General features: G+C 39.7%; 15 protein-coding genes. 11 read left to right on the top strand and 4 right to left on the bottom strand.

The features are described from left to right. Both FH976_RS10100 and FH976_RS10095 read right to left on the bottom strand, forming a co-directional pair. The coding region (locus FH976_RS10100; protein WP_324187424.1) for a glycoside hydrolase family 20 zincin-like fold domain-containing protein at nucleotides 1-436 on the bottom strand (436 nt) is incomplete at its 3' end. Nucleotides 437-513: 77 nt separating this feature from the next. Continuing rightward, nucleotides 514-3,324: an insulinase family protein gene (locus FH976_RS10095; RefSeq protein ID WP_194090730.1), complete on the bottom strand. Its 2,811-nt coding sequence runs from the start codon at nucleotides 3,322-3,324 to the stop codon at nucleotides 514-516. A gap of 339 nt (nucleotides 3,325-3,663) precedes the next feature. Here FH976_RS10095 and FH976_RS10090 point away from each other — a divergent pair, with 339 nt between their 5' ends. From FH976_RS10090 to sixA, 5 genes are all read left to right on the top strand, one after another. After that, complete coding sequence (locus tag FH976_RS10090; RefSeq protein WP_194090729.1) at nucleotides 3,664-5,154, top strand: PTS transporter subunit EIIC; 1,491 nt, start codon at nucleotides 3,664-3,666, stop codon at nucleotides 5,152-5,154. Between the two features lie 95 nt (nucleotides 5,155-5,249). Continuing rightward, nucleotides 5,250-5,957, top strand: coding sequence for a response regulator transcription factor (locus FH976_RS10085; RefSeq protein WP_194090728.1), 708 nt, complete (start codon nucleotides 5,250-5,252; stop codon nucleotides 5,955-5,957). Further along, nucleotides 5,944-7,377 (top strand): ATP-binding protein, encoded by a 1,434-nt coding sequence (locus tag FH976_RS10080; protein WP_194090727.1) that lies wholly within the window; start codon nucleotides 5,944-5,946, stop codon nucleotides 7,375-7,377. Before FH976_RS10085 ends, FH976_RS10080 begins: the two co-directional genes overlap by 14 nt. After that, a complete protein-coding gene (locus FH976_RS10075; RefSeq protein WP_194090726.1) occupies nucleotides 7,374-8,606 on the top strand; it encodes an ABC transporter substrate-binding protein in 1,233 nt (410 codons plus the stop codon). Before FH976_RS10080 ends, FH976_RS10075 begins: the two co-directional genes overlap by 4 nt. Before the next feature lie 135 nt (nucleotides 8,607-8,741). Then, complete coding sequence (gene sixA / locus FH976_RS10070) at nucleotides 8,742-9,200, top strand: phosphohistidine phosphatase SixA (RefSeq protein WP_194090725.1); 459 nt, start codon at nucleotides 8,742-8,744, stop codon at nucleotides 9,198-9,200. Between the two features lie 71 nt (nucleotides 9,201-9,271). On the opposite strand, the gene smrB is transcribed toward sixA, so the two are convergent. Then, the gene (gene smrB / locus FH976_RS10065; RefSeq protein WP_190332320.1) at nucleotides 9,272-9,802 is read right to left on the bottom strand and encodes an endonuclease SmrB; all 531 of its coding nucleotides are present in this window, start codon (nucleotides 9,800-9,802) and stop codon (nucleotides 9,272-9,274) included. 116 nt (nucleotides 9,803-9,918) lie between these two features. Between smrB and prmB the strand changes: the two genes are divergently transcribed. The 3 genes from prmB (at nucleotide 9,919) to FH976_RS10050 (ending at nucleotide 13,615) form a co-directional block, all read left to right on the top strand. Then, nucleotides 9,919-10,851: a 50S ribosomal protein L3 N(5)-glutamine methyltransferase gene (gene prmB / locus FH976_RS10060; protein ID WP_194090724.1), complete on the top strand. Its 933-nt coding sequence runs from the start codon at nucleotides 9,919-9,921 to the stop codon at nucleotides 10,849-10,851. 251 nt (nucleotides 10,852-11,102) lie between these two features. Then, nucleotides 11,103-12,188: a chorismate synthase gene (gene aroC, locus FH976_RS10055; protein ID WP_194090723.1), complete on the top strand. Its 1,086-nt coding sequence runs from the start codon at nucleotides 11,103-11,105 to the stop codon at nucleotides 12,186-12,188. Nucleotides 12,189-12,502: 314 nt separating this feature from the next. Then, complete coding sequence (locus FH976_RS10050; protein WP_194090722.1) at nucleotides 12,503-13,615, top strand: choice-of-anchor X domain-containing protein; 1,113 nt, start codon at nucleotides 12,503-12,505, stop codon at nucleotides 13,613-13,615. 418 nt (nucleotides 13,616-14,033) lie between these two features. Here the strand turns inward: FH976_RS10050 and FH976_RS10045 are convergent, their stop codons facing one another. Beyond that, on the bottom strand, nucleotides 14,034-14,657 hold the full coding sequence (locus FH976_RS10045) for a trimeric intracellular cation channel family protein (protein ID WP_190332825.1): 624 nt from the start codon (nucleotides 14,655-14,657) through the stop codon (nucleotides 14,034-14,036). A 233-nt stretch (nucleotides 14,658-14,890) separates the two neighbouring features. Here FH976_RS10045 and FH976_RS10040 point away from each other — a divergent pair, with 233 nt between their 5' ends. The 3 genes from FH976_RS10040 (at nucleotide 14,891) to FH976_RS10030 (ending at nucleotide 16,368) form a co-directional block, all read left to right on the top strand. Then, entirely contained in the window at nucleotides 14,891-15,430 is a 540-nt protein-coding gene (locus tag FH976_RS10040) for an elongation factor P hydroxylase (RefSeq protein ID WP_194090721.1), read from the top strand. A 10-nt stretch (nucleotides 15,431-15,440) separates the two neighbouring features. Further along, a complete protein-coding gene (locus FH976_RS10035) occupies nucleotides 15,441-15,704 on the top strand; it encodes a YfcL family protein (RefSeq protein ID WP_194090720.1) in 264 nt (87 codons plus the stop codon). 136 nt (nucleotides 15,705-15,840) lie between these two features. After that, the gene (locus FH976_RS10030) at nucleotides 15,841-16,368 is read left to right on the top strand and encodes an NADPH-dependent FMN reductase (protein WP_194090719.1); all 528 of its coding nucleotides are present in this window, start codon (nucleotides 15,841-15,843) and stop codon (nucleotides 16,366-16,368) included. Nucleotides 16,369-16,458 lie beyond the last annotated feature (90 nt).

The following is a 16,458-nucleotide window of genomic DNA, read 5'->3' as shown; positions in this document are numbered from 1 at the left end:
TATAGAGTTGTAATTGATTGATGCGCAGTTCAGACCACAAATCGATCAGTTCAAATAAACGCATCATAGTCGGTATTTTGTCGCGACTAATATCCAATAATATCCCGCGCTTTAAAAAATCAGGCTGATCTTTGATTTTTAAGCAGTGAAGTACTTGGCCGTTGTGTAGTAGTTGGCGCAGTACGTAATGTGCATAAAGCAAAGCTTGGGAGTCGCAATAGGCAATATGAATTTGATTTAACGATATGGTTAACTGGTATGACTGCTTTGCCAACGTAGTATCTTGTTGATATTTAACTTGTGAGCAGTGGCTGATCTTGGCATCAATCGTGGTCGGAATATCCACAATAGAGAGTGATACTTGGCTCGGTTGTTTGGGCTGATGCAATGTTATCTGCTGTGGGCGTGGAAATAAATATTGGCCTATTTGTTCCATGTCACTTCCTTTATGTCAAAAAATAAACTTACAAAAAGCCCTCCTAGAAGATAAGTCATAGGAGGGCAAAAAAGAGACTAACCTAAATCAACATTTTTAGGCCTGAGTTGGAATTCTTCAATCGATCCAATTTCGAGTCCGATGTCTAAGTCTTCAGCGTTTTGATGCTCTAATCCTTTTGAGTGCATCACTAGGCGGTTCGCGGTTCTTGGTTTTAGCGTATTAACCACAAAACGGATCATTTCACTGCGGTCTAAATTAACGATAGCCTCTGAAACAATCTCACGATTATTAAAGGTGAGATCTTTATTGCCTATCGCCACCCACAAACGTTGTCCACGAGAACGTAAATTACTATCGGGGGCTAGGATTTGATTCAGCAAGCCTTGTTTACTGCTTTGCCATTGTTCTTCATTCAACTCTAACAACACCATGTAAAAGGCATTTAAAAATTCATCGACGGACGAAAGCAAGTCGCTTGGGGCCGCATTCGGTGATTGAACATAAAGGGCTAAGCCTGGATGCCGATTTAACGGCATGTTTCCGGTGCCAACCATATAACCGAGTTGTTGCTTGGTGCGAATTTCATGGAAAAAAGCAGCTGACATTAAGTGATTAGCCAAGGTGTATAAAGCAACATGTTTAGGATTAACATCTGGTGATTGATAATATAAAACCAATGCAGAGTCGGCTTGTTCGCAGTGCAACTCGCGTTGAAAAGTTCCACTGTTACCCAGCATTACTAATGGGCGTAATGACTCTTTATAGGTTTGTCCTTGAACTCGTAAGGCCTTCTTTAAACTGGTGGCAAGATCAACGGCAGAACCTCGGGTCCAGTCACCATAAACAAACATTTCAATATGCAATGTTGAAAGCATCTTATCCACAAAAACGGGCAGCTCATCAACTTCAATCGACTCTAATGCTTCAATCAATACAGGATAAGGAGGATTGTTAGGTTGCAATATTCCGGTCATGGCATTAAATAATTGCGATACAGGGCGGTCTTTTTCTGCGTTACGCCAATTGATAAGCATTTGGCGTTTAATTGAATCAAAGCGTGATCGGCTAAATTCACGAGAAGCAAAACGATGAATAATCACATCCAATAATTGAGCTTGTTTTTCACTAAAGCCTGTCAGCATCAGCGTTACACCGCCTTGATGTGCGTATAAGTTGTAACCCATGCCAGCGATTTCAGCTTGATAGGTTTCTTGGATTAGTGAGTCTAAAAACATTTCTACACATAGCCGAGTTTTGACAATCGTTTGTGGCGTCGAAACGGCATGCGGGCTGTCAATTGCAATAAAGGCTAATCCTTTCGGTACTCTAAATTCTGTTTCTTGTAAGTGCCATAAGCGAAAGCCTTGTTTATCTTCAATCAACTCTGGTATTTCACTCGTGCTTTCAAGTGGTTCTGGATCTAGGTTATAGCAAATATAAGGATTTTCTTCCGGCAAATGCAGCTCAGATAGCGCGATGTCAGGTTGCAGATGTGGGGTACTCCATTGCGTTATTTCTTTTTGGGTGAGATTTCTCACTGCATAAGGTGTGTTGTACCATTTGGCTTGTCGGTTGTAGTTTAAACCTTTGGCAACCACCATAACTCGCATATTTTCAGGCGTAAATTGAGCTATTAATTGTTGGAGATGTGCATCATCAAACTTCGCCATTTGATAATCACCATAGATAACATCATCAGGTTGGTAGTTTTGCATGTTCATGACTAAATGACTGGCGGTGTCGATTGAGCGTGAAGGTTCTTGAAAACGAAATGCAGACTCAAGCACGGCTTGTTTTTCTTTATAACGCCACTCTTCGATCCCCGATTGCTTGATCAGCTCAATATATTGAAAAATGGTGGTAATAATTTTATCAACTTTCGTTAGCCCGAGTTTTGTTAATGAACAGCTGATCGAAAATTCACGAAAATTGCTACCGCTAATGCCGCCACCCGCAGTGAGCGCCGTGATGAGTTGCTCATTTTTTAAATACTGCAATAAACTGCCTTCACCTTCATAACCGAGTAGATGTGCAATGTAAGATAAAGGCTTGGTTTGATAAAATTGATTCATACTTGGGAAGTTGAAATTTATCATGAGTTTGCGAGAGTCTTTTTCTGGCTCAATGGTGATAAATTTAGCATTATCTTCAGGTCTTAATAATGCTTGAGTCACTGATTTTCCGGCGAGGTGTTGATTCGGTATTGCGGCGAAATACGTCGTCGCGGCTTGCTCTAGTTGAGCCAAGCTATGCGGGCCGATTAAGGTGGCCGTCATCAAATCTGCTGAATAATTTTGTTGATAAAAATTAATAATTTCATCTCGAATAGAGTGGGTTTGGTTTCCATCCGAGTCCGTTATGTCACTGAGCGTCTCCACATTACCGACAGAGAACTTTGAAAATGGGTGCGCTGGATTAACCACTTCTTTATGCACCTGATATATACGGCGCATATCGTCTTTTAACTTTAGGCGAAATTCAGATTCCACTGCTTGGCGTTCTTTATCCAGTGCCTCGGAGTTAAATAATGGCGCGACGAAAAACTGACTGAACCGATCAAGCGCTTCGGGATACTCATTTGAGGCAATGTCAAAGAAGAAGCAGGTATGTTCGGTACCTGTCCATGCGTTGTTTTTTCCACCATGCTGACTAATAAAGGATTGAAACTCGCCAACATGAGGGAATTTTTCGGTCCCTAAAAACAGCATATGTTCAAGATAATGGGCAAGTCCTTCGCGGTGAATAGGATCATCAAAGTGTCCGACATTAACGGCTAAGGCGGCGGCTGATTTTTGAGCATCTTCATCATGGATGAGTAACACGCGTAACCCATTTTCAAGCGTGAGATAACGATATTGTTTGGTGTCGTTTGGACTTATATGCACTTTGTACTCCCTCTGAATGAAGACGATTGGCTGATATTGATAAATTAATCGTGGAAGACGGACTTTTAATGCTGATTAATTTGATTCAATTTTAGGTTGAACTCGCTTTCGTCTTACTTATTTAGTTTAAAACAAAAAACTCAGCGGCTTTCCAATTATGACCTTCTAATGAGCAGCTGCAAATGATTTGTATTTATTTCGGTATAAATTGTTATCTCGATGGGGGTTCGGATATTAGCTATGTAACAGTTCGCTTACAAAGAGAGTTCAATATGTAACCTTAGATGGCGGCTGACTTTGTACAATGTTCCGGAGTTTATAATATAAAAGGAATTTGCTATGTCATTGCTTGCTCTCTTATCCAAACCGATTTCTAAGCTATCGCTTATTGGTCGTTCGTTAATGTTACCGATTTCAATTTTACCTGCCGCCGGCTTGTTACTTGCGTTTGGTGATAAATTCAACTTGCCCCTGATGACGAATGCGGGTGGGGTTTTATTTGATAATTTGGCTTTATTGTTTGCAGTTGGTTCTGCGGTTGGTCTTGCAAAAGAGTCAGGAATTGCGGCATTAGCAGCGGTTGTTGCGATGCTTGTACTGAATGGAACAATGGGTACATCATTAGGTATTACACCTGAAATGGCAGCGCAAGGTGGTCGATATGCCATGGTGATGGGGATCCCAACCCTACAGACAGGGGTTTTCGGCGGTTTGATTGCCGGTGTGCTTGCCGCGGTTACGTTCAATAAGTTTCATAAAATTAAATTACCTGAATTTCTAGGGTTCTTTTCTGGTAAACGTTTTGTCCCAATTGCCACCGCTTTTTTTGCTTTCATTCTCGGGCTACTTTTACCGTCAGTTTGGGTGTATATCCAATCGGGTATCGACTCTTTATCGGTTGTGGTTAATGGTGAGAACCAAGCTATTTCAACATTCATTTTTGGTATGACTGAGCGTGCGTTAATTCCACTGGGTTTGCATCATATATGGTACCCATCATTTTGGTTCACCTTTGGTAACTATACGACAGAGGCGGGCCAGATTATTCATGGTGACCAAACGATTTGGTTTAAAATGTTCGAAGATGGTGTTAAATTTTTTGATAGTTCAACCTATCACGGTGCGGGTAAGTTTATGCAGGGTGAATTCCCGTTGATGCTTTTTGCATTACCAGCCGCGTGTTTAGCGATGTATCACGAAGCAAAAAGTAATCAAAAGAAAATTGCAGCGGGTATTTTATTTTCAGCAGCGTTGACGTGTTTTCTGACCGGGATTACTGAACCGGTTGAGTTTGCCTTTATTTTTGTTTCTCCAGTTTTGTATGTCTTTAATGCCGTTATGGCTGGTATATCGTATATGAGCATGTATTTGCTGGACGTACATATTGCTAAGTCGTTCTCTGCTGGTCTTATTGATTATATTTCATTTGGTATTTTGCCATCACTTAATGGTTATCAGACTCACTATTTGAATGTGATTTTATTTGGTGTGCCAATGGGGATCCTGTATTACGTGGTCTTTAGATTTGTTATTCGTAAATTTGATGTTAAAACGGTTGGCCGCGAAGATAAAATCCGTAAAGAAATTACATTAGATGATAAAGATCTTACGGCATTAATTGTTAACCATGTTGGTGGCAAACAAAATATTTTATCCTCTGCCGCTTGCATCACACGATTACGTTTGGAAGTGAAAGATCAATCTCAAGTCGATTCTGCCGCACTAGAAGATTTGGGTGCAATGGGGGTCATTATGATTGGTAGTTCTGGCGTTCAAGTAATATTGGGTGCGAAAGCTCAGTTTGTCTCGGATATTATTAACGAGTCTTGATACTGTTAGCGTGCTAAATTTAACCGCTACTATTGAGATGGTAGCGGTTTTTTGTCATTTAAACTTTCGGATATATGACTAACGGAAAGGGTGCTATGGACTATAAACATATTCTCGTTGTCGATGATAACCATGAGCTGACTGATGCCTTGAGTGAGTATTTAACGAAGGCTGGGTTTATTGTGGATGTGGCGCACAATGGTAATGAAATGAAGCAGCAATTTGCTGTGCAAAAACCCGACCTTATTGTGTTGGATATTATGCTTCCTGGTGAAGATGGTTTTAGTCTATGTGCCCACATTCGTAAAGTTTCTCACGTGCCAATTATCATGCTTACGGCGATAACCGATGAGGCAGATAGGGTGGCGGCATTAGAAATGGGCGCAGATGATTATGTAACGAAGTCATTTAGCCCTAGAGAGTTATTGGCTCGAATTAAGGCTAATTTACGTCGTTCTAGTTACGCTGAGTCTTCGTTTACTTCTCGTTATTTTTTCTTTGATCAATGGTGTTTAGACAGTATTACTCGAAAAATCACAGGTAAGAATGGAGAAGTAAAACAGCTTTCAGGTGCCGATTTTACGCTGCTCAACTTATTTCTTATGAATAGAAACTCGGTGCTTTCTCGCGATGTTATTTCTCAAGAAATTTGGGGAAGAGAGACCGATCCAAGTAGCCGAACGATTGATGTCCAAATTGCTCGGCTAAGAACTCAGCTTAATGATCATGATAGAAATATCATCTTAACCATGCGTAATAAAGGTTATTTACTCGCGGTGGATTATTATCATGAATCTGCATAAATGTAAGCCAAAGTCTTTGGTTAACCGCACCAGTATTATCCTCATGGTTGTGATTATTTCTGTGGAGCTTTTTACAGGGTTTCTTTGGTATAAACAAAACCAAAATATGGAACTGAAAAGTCTGCAAAATGAAGCGAACAATTTAGCGTTGAGCTCATCTTCTACCGTCTCTTTTTTGGTTAATATTCCTCGTGATTATCGTTATTTAGTGATTAATCAGTTACGAGATATTGGGGGTAATCGTTTTTTTGTGTCATTAAACAATCACAAAATAGACTCCAATACCTTGCCTGCTTCCGATAAAATGAAAAGCATAAAACAAAAAGTAGAAACGGAGTTATCTAAACAATTGAGTTTGGATATGGTGAATGTCGATTTCACTTTAAAAGATGATTTGAAAGTGTTGAATAGTGAAGTATTCATCAATGAATTACCTAATCAGTGGTCGGCTTTTGGTCTTTCTAATGAAGACGATAATCCACCCGTTTTGGTTATTCAGGTAAAAATTAAGCAAGGTGATTGGTTTTATTTAGCGGCGATGCTGCCAATGAGCTATTTATCTGAGAATAGTTTTCCTATTAATTCCAGCCTGATTTTTTTAATTGTGTGTTCCGCCGTATTGATTTTTGTGATCAGTTGGTTGTCATTGCGTAAAGAAATTAAACCCATTCGTAACTTGGCAAAAGCGGCGACTCAAATGGATTTAAAATCGAAAAGTATCACATTAAAGCAAGAGGGCAGCGTTGAAATACAAGCGGCAATTTATGCGTTCAATAAAATGGATCGCCGGATAAAGTCTTTTATTATTGACCGAGAAATGTTGTTTCGAACCATTTCTCACGATCTACGTACACCATTGGCGTGTTTAAAATTAAGAACAGAAATGCTTGATGATCCTATTACTCGAGAGAAGTTTGAAAAATCGTTGAATGATATAGATAAAATGGCAAAAGATGTATTGCAGTGCATGTCGGATACGGATATCCATGAAGAGCTTGACGTGATCAATATTGAACAGGTTTTAAAGCATTGCGCTTCGCCTTATAGCGCCTCTCAAGTTCAATTACCCAGTAATCTAGAATGTTATATCTTAGGTAAGCCACTTGCCGTTCAACGCTGTATGCAAAATATAATCGATAATGGCATTAAGTATGGAGAGCATGTTTCGATTACTGTTGACCAAGATGATATGTTCACCACGATTAATTTTATTGATGACGGTATTGGAATCGATTCAAAGGATATCGAGAAAGTTTTTGAGCCTTATTTTAGAGGGGATAATACGCTTAATCTTTCAGGAACAGGGCTTGGGCTGAGTATCGCTTATAACATTATGAAATCTCATGGTGGCGATATAAAGGTTCAAAATAATTCAGGTGATGGCATTACCGTTCAACTTAAATTTATTAATAACGTATGAAAAAAATTATCGCTTTATTACTGTTAATCAGTCTGAGTTTTGCCTCACAAGCTAAACCATTGGAGTTATTGCATTGGTGGTCTTCGAAAGGTGAGCTCAATGCATTGTCTTATCTTGAGAATGTTATGGATAGACAGCACTCGGGTTGGGAGACTAAATCGATTGCTGGAGCGGGTGGTAAAAATGCTATGTATGTTTTACAAGCCAGAGCGATAGCGGGTACACCACCCGAAGTGGCTCAGATTGAAGGTACTGATATTCTGTCTTGGGCACAGTTAGGTTTTGTTAATCATTTAGATAAACTGGCAAAAACTCAAGACTGGCAACATACATTGCGGCCACTAGTCACTCAGGTTAACAGCTTTGAAGGGCGTTATGTATCACTCCCATTAACCATTCATCGAACGAATTGGCTGTGGCTTAATCAGGCTGTTTTTAAACAAGCCCACCTTACTCCGCCCAATACATGGAGTGATTTATTGGTTGTTATCCATCAGCTTAAATCGATGGGGGTTCAACCGATAGCGCTAGGAAAGGACTCATGGCAAATTTCGATTTTATTTGAAAATATTGCACTGGGGTTAGGTGGGAGCGAGTATTATCACAATGCGCTGGTGGATATTAATGCAGCAACCATTAATAGTGCTAAAACTCACGAGATCCTTTCTGTTTTCCGGGCTATTTCTTTGGCGATCAATAAAGATTTAACGCAATCTACATGGCAACAAGAAACGGAGAAATTATTTCAAGGTCAAGCTGCGATGCAAATCACCGGTGACTGGGTTATTGGTGAGTTAAATGTGGCCAGTGAAGAAACGCGAAATAATATTACCTGTTTTGTTGCGCCACAGACGCAAGGTAATTTTGTATTCAATATGGATAGCTTAATTAGCTTAAATGGCAGCCAACATTTTGATCAAATCGAACAACTCTTTGAAAAATTGTCACAAAAGACATTCCTACATGATTTCAATAGATTGAAAGGTTCAATTCCACCCAGAAATGATATCGACGTAAGTGATTATAATGCTTGTTCCCAAAAGTCGAATCAAGATTATAGCCTCTCAGAAGCCAGTAATACGCTACTGCCGAGTATGACGGATTCAATGGCCATTGATCCAAGAAAGCAGCGTCTTTTAGTGAATGAGATTTATAAGTACTTCATTAATACCAAAATGACAGAGCAGGCTTTTATTTCCAATGTTATCGCGATATCGAAAATAGAATAAAGTAGTCAATGTGAGCATCATGCCTAGTGGAGGAGGGTATTTCCTCAGAGTGTTATTTGCATCGACAAACGCACGTAATATCTTGGTATACTGCTATTATCAATTTAGACGTAATACTGGTTAGTAAGGTGATGTATGCGGATTTTTATTATGCGCCATGGTGATGCTGAGGCATTTGCGGCGACAGATGCGGAAAGGCCATTAAGTGAACTTGGTCAGAAACAATCACTGCAAGCGGCAAAAAACTGCAAACAAAAAGAAGTGGTCCAATTTGACTTGGCATTGGTGAGCCCTTATTTACGAGCGCAACAAACATGGCAGATACTTTCACAGATTTTAACCGCGGATAAAATTGAAGAGTGTGATGATATTACACCGTATGGAGATTCTGAGTCTGTCGTTGATTATGTTTGCGCACTTGCTGAAGCTCAAACATTAGAAAGCGTTATTTTAGTGTCTCATTTGCCATTAGTTGGGTATTTAACTGCAGATTTTGTGACAGGTATTCATCCACCTATGTTCCCAACATCTGCCATGGTATGCATTGACTATGATCTAGAGGCTCGTAATGGTGAGGTTCTTTGGCAATTATAATCTTTGGATGAATAGTTGGGTTATGCATAGCTTGATTATATATAGCTTGATGATGAGTGTGTTGGGCTTGTTCATCTCTCTGGAATCGAAATAAGGACAAGCAAAGCGCCATTGCCACCAAATTCAAGTGGCGCTTGATGATAGGCCATTACATCCGGATGCTGTGCGAGCCAAAGTGGTACTTTTTGTTTTAAAATATGTTTACCAATACCGTGCATAACACTGGCACAAGAAATACCTTCTTTGACACAATAAGCCAGCATTGACCCTAACTCTCGTTTGGCTTCATTTTGTGTCATACCATGCAAATCAAGAAAAACATCCGGTACATAAACGCCGCGGCGTAAGCGTTTCACTTCATACTTAGAAACATCATCTCGCGCGTAACGTGTTGGCCCATCGGTACTGAGCATCGGTACAAATTCATCTGAAAAATAGAATTCGTTATCCTTGGCTTCACGAAAAGTACGGCGAATTTCTTTTTGCTGTAAAGCCTTTTTAGGCTCATGGATTATGGTATCCTGTGGCAACTTTTTTACGCCCTTTATTTCGAGTTGGAACAGCGCAAATTCGTCATCTATGTTGGTGTCTTTTTCGCTCATGGAAAATCCTTACTGATAAGGGGCGGTATTGTAACCTCAAGCATGGCTAAGTTGCGAGCATCGTAATGGCTGATGTGCGTATAAATATTCGATAGACACATAGAGCGGAGACTTAAGTGGATAAAATTTTTATTGATGAAGCGGTATCGGAACTGCATACCTTGCAAGATATGATCCGTTGGACGGTAAGTCGTTTTAACGCTGCAGGTCTGTTTTATGGTCAAGGTACAGACAACTCTTGGGATGAAGCGGTTCAGTTAATTTTACCTACTTTATATCTTCCGATTGATGTACCACCGCATGTATTAAGCTCTCGGCTCATTCATAGTGAACGTTTGCGCATTGTTGAGCGTGTAATTCAGCGTATTAATGAACGTACACCAACGGCTTATCTCACTAACAAAGCTTGGTTCTGTGGGCTTGAATTTTATGTTGATGAGCGAGTGCTAGTGCCACGTTCACCAATCGGTGAGCTGATCGAAAATAAATTCCAACCTTGGTTAATTCAAGAACCAACGCGCATTATGGATTTATGTACTGGTAGCGGTTGTATTGCGATTGCATGTGCCTATGCATTTGAAGGCGCAGAGGTCGATGCTGTCGATATTTCGGTTGATGCCTTAGATGTCGCTGAACGTAACATTACCGATCACGGTCTAGAGCAACAAGTTTTCCCATTCCGTTCGGATTTATTGAACGATATGCCGCAAGATCAATACGATATTATCGTGACCAATCCACCGTATGTCGATCAAGAAGATATGGATAATTTGCCTCAAGAGTTTCGTCATGAGCCAGAGCTAGGCTTAGCGGCAGGAAGAGATGGCCTAAAGCTTATGCGCCGAATTCTTGCTGATGCGCCTGATTACTTAACCGAGCAAGGCATTCTAATTTGTGAAGTCGGTAACTCAATGGTGCATGTAATGGAGCAATATCCACAAATCCCATTTACTTGGCTTGAATTTGAAAATGGTGGTCATGGGGTATTTTTATTGACTCGTGATCAGCTAGTTGAACACGCTGCTGAGTTCTCTATTTATAAAAAATAATAAGAAATTGCAGCCAGTATGAATTTTGAATGCCAGTATTGTTTGGATACTGGCATTTTTATGTTAAAAAACGCAGATTATTTTCATAAATAGGGTTTACAAGTTTATGTCATGGCGACACTATCTAGTCATGATAAATATTTGGTCGATGAGCTTTATTTATGGTGAGCTTGTCTATAGAGACTTTGTTTATATAGACAAGCTAGACAGAAATTAAGATCGGCATTAAGAATAAAGTAAAAGAGGGATTCATGGCAGGGAATAGTATTGGTCAACATTTTCGAGTAACCACCTTTGGTGAAAGTCATGGTAAAGCGTTAGGTTGTATTGTTGATGGCTGTCCTCCGGGGTTAGAAATTACCGAAGCCGACTTACAAAAAGACCTCGACCGTCGCCGTCCAGGTACATCGCGTTATACTACTGCTCGTCGTGAACCTGATGAAGTCGAAATTTTATCGGGTGTCTTTGAAGGCCAAACCACAGGCACTTCCATTGGGCTTATGATTCAAAATACCGATCAACGCTCGAAAGACTACTCAGAAATCATGGATAAATTCCGCCCTGGTCATGCCGATTATACTTATCATCAGAAGTATGGTGTGCGTGATTACCGTGGTGGTGGTCGCTCGTCTGCTAGAGAAACCGCAATGCGTGTTGCTGCTGGTGGCATTGCTAAAAAATATTTAAAGCAAGAATTTGGCATTGAGATTCGTGGTTATTTATCACAAATGGGTGATGTCACTATTGATAAAGTAGATTGGAATGAAATTGAAAACAATCCATTCTTTTGCCCTGATGCTGACAAAGTGGAAGCTTTTGATACGTTGATCCGCGATCTTAAAAAGCAAGGCGATTCAATTGGTGCCAAGCTTTCAGTGGTTGCCACTAATGTTCCCGTTGGTTTAGGCGAACCTATTTTTGACCGTTTAGATGCTGACATTGCTCATGCACTTATGGGTATTAACGCTGTTAAAGGTGTAGAAATTGGTGATGGTTTTGCAGTAGCTAACCAAAAAGGCAGTCAACATCGTGATGAAATGACGCCACAAGGATTTAAATCGAATCATGCCGGCGGTATTTTAGGTGGCATTTCTTCTGGTCAAGATATTGTGGCAAGTATCGCCCTGAAACCTACCTCAAGCATTACTGTCCCGGGTGAAACCATTACGCGTCAAGGTGAATCGACGTCTTTAATCACTAAGGGGCGTCATGACCCTTGTGTTGGCATCCGCGCGGTACCGATTGCTGAAGCCATGTTAGCGATCGTACTGATGGATCACTTATTGCGTCATCGTGGACAAAATCAAGGTGTGGAGACTCAGACTCCGAAGATTTAATACTTTGTGTTGATTACAGAAATAATTGAATGGCTTATCTGCGTTAATTAAAAAGTAGATAAGCCATTTTTTATGCCTATAGGATATAAATCAAAATATTCTTAACAGAACATAGATTATATACAACTAGTTACATTTCTTTCGTTATGTTAATCCAAAAAGTAAACTCGACTAATATGTTTGAATACTATCGAAATTCAATACTGGTAACGTAAAAAATGAGAAATCATTCTAATATCGACCAGGAAGTGCCCATTGATTAATTCATTGAAATTTATAGTGAGAATATTTTCCGTTGTACTGTTTTTTTAATTGTGGCGACCAATGTAAATGCTTTTACTTCGTTATCTTCAGTAAGAGACTCTCTAGGTTATCTTGATACACCTTTCAAAAAAGGGGAAACACAAACGACTGTTGAATTTGAAATCGATCGTGGTCAATCGTTTTGGCCAACTATCGTCATTCCTATTATTGATGCTCGCTTTGAATTAATTGCACCGGATGGCACTGTCGTGATGGATAGCCAAAATAGTAAAATTAAAGTGACTCATGGTAGTGATATCCGACCAGGCTTACCTGGAGCGAGTTATGAACTGCCTTTAGTGGATGTGGCAAATAAGCCCGGTATTTGGCAGTTTGTTGTTCACTATAATGCCCCAGATTATGATTCAATGATTGTTACTCAAATTTTCAGGCAGATGACTGTTAGTGCAAAAGTATCTATTCTCGGTCACCTCGTAGTTGTTGGCGATTTAATGGCACCTTCTGTATTAGTGACAGCGGATGCTAAAGCAATTCCAGATGCGGAAGTATCATTTCTAATCACTTATCCTGATGGGACAAGTGTGACTACAATGGGATACGATAATGGCTCAGGATTTGATGCTGTCGCTGGTGATGGTGTATACAGTAGCGCTTCGACCTATCCATACCAACAATTAGGCGAGCACATCATAGAAGCAAGCGTTATTGCACAGCATTTAGGGTATGAGTATCGTACTCAAGCAGGTAAGAATATTGTGGTGACGGAGCAACTTGCTAATGTAAATAAAACAGAGCTAGTGATTCCTCAAGGAACGTGTATTGATAATTTAATATTAAAAGCAACAATTCAATTTAATAAAGCAGGGGAATTTGATTTGTTGACGATATTAAGAGGATCTTTAAGTAAAGGTAAATTTGGTGCCAGTGGTGGACAGCGTGTTACGGTGACGGCAGGTGAACATGAATTTGATATCGTTTTTTCTAAAAAAGAATTATTAAGATCGTTTTCTAGCAACGAATTGATTAGCTTTTCGCCATTACTTATTGAAACCACGGATTATACCAAATCAGGAACACGAGAGTTTAATTCTGTAGTAAATCCACGGGTTGCCATCTCTGACACCTTTACCTTAGAAGATATTAATTTCTGTCGTGACGGTTAACTATGATTATTTCTGTGATAGTTTCAATGTATGTAAAGGGTGGAATCATCCGTTTAATACATTTCGTTCAAATTCTGGTGAATTTACACAGGTAATTAGCGGAGAGAAGCTATTACATCTGATACAAGGTTGGATTGATAATAAGCAGTCTAATCATGGCCTTGTATTGACAGGAAATCCAGCAGAACGAAGTAAGCAGTTAGAGATTCTCAATGTTGAGTTAAATATACTTGTTTTGACATAATGAGTTAGAGTAGATCTAATACATTCAATTAAGGCGTCCGTCCTAGGGTGTCTTTTTTTATACTTTAAATTCTTACGGGGATTCAGGCAAGCGGAATGCTGTACTCTTGTGGGCTGTTAAAATCAGAGCTTAAGTTCCATATCAAAAAATGTCTTTTGAATATACAAGTAAGGTTTAATGCACCGAACCTTCAACTTTTAACTCAAAAATAGGCAGTCGCCATTTAAACCTCACCGATGCCATGCGAACAAGATACCCGACCACTAAGCTGGTGATAATCGTAATATTTTCATCAATGGCAAAGTGTTGAAGTGTTAAATATAAGCACGCAACAATGAAAGCGACCGCCGCGTACAATTCTTGATGTAAAACCAATGGTGTTTGTCTGCAGATCAGATCACGTAGCAACCCACCAAAAACGCCAGTAACAATCGCGGCTACCACGCAAATACTCGGTGGCAATCCCATGTTAATGCCTTTTTGACAACCAATAATACTAAATGCTGCCAGTCCTAATGCGTCAAGGCGAATAAAAACACCTTTGAATTTGACTACCCATTTGGCAAGCCATGTCGTTAATACTCCGGCCACGCATGTGATCAGCAAGTATTCCGGATGTTGCACCCAGCTCAATGGGTAATTTCCTAATAGAATATCTCTTACACTACCACCACCAATGGCCGTTGCGCTTGCAACAAGCATAACGCCAAACCAATCCATATTTCGACGGCCTGCACTTAATGCGCCTGTCATGGCTTCTGCGGTAATACCAATAATATAAATAATGCTAAGTAACATGGCGATGCTCACGAAAAGATAGGGTAAATAAATAATGAAGTGCAGATTTTAGTGATAAAGATCTCGTTTGACTAATGAGAAATATCGTAATAAATAAGGTGTTTTGGATTATAAAAACTAATCTGATTTTTTTGTTTTGTATATGATAGCTAAAAGGTGATTTTTATTGGCTTTACCTGAAGTTAAAAAGTGAGGACAATGCATTCCTATGTTGTACGGAAAGAATAAATTTAATGCTTGAATCTCGCCATCAATATCCGGATATTATTCGTCTTTTTAATCAAACTTTTGCTGAGTCCTATCAAACTCAGCTAGAGCTTGGTGGAGATGAACCTATTTATTTACCTGCTGATGAAAATACGCCATATCACAGGATTATTTTTGCGCGTGGTTTTTATGCATCAGCTATGCACGAAATTTCGCATTGGTGTGTGGCTGGGCCCAAGCGGCGCTTATTAGAAGATTTTGGTTATTGGTATGAGCCAGATGGCAGAACTGCCCAAGTGCAGGCTGACTTTGAAAAGGTAGAAATACGCCCACAGGCTTATGAGTGGATTTTATCGGTAAGTGCTGGGTTTTCGTTCACGGTAAGTTGTGACAATTTACATGGTGATATTGAGCCGGATCGTTTAGCCTTTATGGCAAAAGTACACAATGAAGTATTGCATGTTTTGCAACAAGGCCTACCAAAGCGAGTTAAAATGTTGTCGGATGCATTGCGTGATTTTTATCAAACACCAGAATTAACCCCACCCCTATTTATAATTAAGTAACGAGTAATAGATGATTATTGAATTAGAAGAACGATTATTAGAAACCATTGATATGACTGTTGAAAAAGCATCGGATGATGAGCTTTTTGCTGGTGGGTATTTACGCGGACATATTTCGCTTTCAGCGGCCGATTGTGAGCAAGAAGAGATCCAGGATATTGCTATTTTTAAACAGCGAATTCAATCAAGTTTAGATGCTGCTCGTAATGAATTAACGCCTGCCGATCAAGTGATTGTTGCGGCTATGTGGCAGAAGTTGAGTCATTCAATTTAATTATTTTTAGATATTACTATCATCATGTTCTAATTTCTTGAACATCTTAATAGGATTCAATGACTGTTATCGATTTTGTTTTCAACTATCTTAGCTTACACAGTTAAAAACTACTTTCTAATATAATGGAGTCACAATGAAAATTATCGCATTTGGTGCTAGCACAAGTTTCAACTCAATCAATAAATCACTGGCGGCTTATACCGCTGGCCTTGTCGATGGCGCTGATGTTGAGGTGTTAGATCTTAACGATTTTAACGTTCCTTTATTTAGTGAAGATACTGAAAAAGAAGTAGGTCGCCCTGAAGGTGCCCAAGCGTATTTTGCTAAGTTAGAAAGTGCCGATGCTTTTGTGATTTCCCTTGCTGAGCATAATGGTACTTATACGGCGGCTTATAAAAACTTATTTGATTGGGCTTCCCGTATTAACCAACAAATGTTTGCTCACAAGCCGGTTGTTTACTTATCTGCAAGCCCTGGCCCTGGTGGAGCGCAAAGTGTTTTAGCTCAAGCAACTGGATCGGCTGCTTTCTTCCATGCAGATGTAAAAGCATCCGTGTCTATTCCAAGTTTTTATGACGTGTTTGATATGCAGTCTGGTAAACCAACCGATGATGCAATTAAAGTGCAACTAGCAGCCGCCGCGGCAACATTAAGCGCTTAATATTTTAAATAGTGTTAGCTTCATAAATAAAGGTGTTGATCGTGAGATCAACACCTTTATGTTTTTCTAAGCTTTTATTGTTTTAACCTT

Source organism: Vibrio hibernica, from assembly GCF_015223435.1.
Classification (GTDB): domain Bacteria; phylum Pseudomonadota; class Gammaproteobacteria; order Enterobacterales; family Vibrionaceae; genus Vibrio; species Vibrio hibernica.
Note: the sequence above shows the minus strand (reverse complement) of the source record. Positions and strands in the feature narration are given on the sequence as shown.

Coding starts and splice junctions, on each gene's coding strand:
- FH976_RS10090 (WP_194090729.1), top strand. CDS start 3,664: ATGTCATTGCTTGCTCTCTTATCCAAACCGATTTCTAAGCTATCGCTT.
- FH976_RS10085 (WP_194090728.1), top strand. CDS start 5,250: ATGGACTATAAACATATTCTCGTTGTCGATGATAACCATGAGCTGACT.
- FH976_RS10080 (WP_194090727.1), top strand. CDS start 5,944: ATGAATCTGCATAAATGTAAGCCAAAGTCTTTGGTTAACCGCACCAGT.
- FH976_RS10075 (WP_194090726.1), top strand. CDS start 7,374: ATGAAAAAAATTATCGCTTTATTACTGTTAATCAGTCTGAGTTTTGCC.
- sixA (WP_194090725.1), top strand. CDS start 8,742: ATGCGGATTTTTATTATGCGCCATGGTGATGCTGAGGCATTTGCGGCG.
- smrB (WP_190332320.1), bottom strand. CDS start 9,802: ATGAGCGAAAAAGACACCAACATAGATGACGAATTTGCGCTGTTCCAA.
- aroC (WP_194090723.1), top strand. CDS start 11,103: ATGGCAGGGAATAGTATTGGTCAACATTTTCGAGTAACCACCTTTGGT.
- FH976_RS10045 (WP_190332825.1), bottom strand. CDS start 14,657: ATGTTACTTAGCATTATTTATATTATTGGTATTACCGCAGAAGCCATG.
- FH976_RS10040 (WP_194090721.1), top strand. CDS start 14,891: ATGCTTGAATCTCGCCATCAATATCCGGATATTATTCGTCTTTTTAAT.
- FH976_RS10035 (WP_194090720.1), top strand. CDS start 15,441: ATGATTATTGAATTAGAAGAACGATTATTAGAAACCATTGATATGACT.
- FH976_RS10030 (WP_194090719.1), top strand. CDS start 15,841: ATGAAAATTATCGCATTTGGTGCTAGCACAAGTTTCAACTCAATCAAT.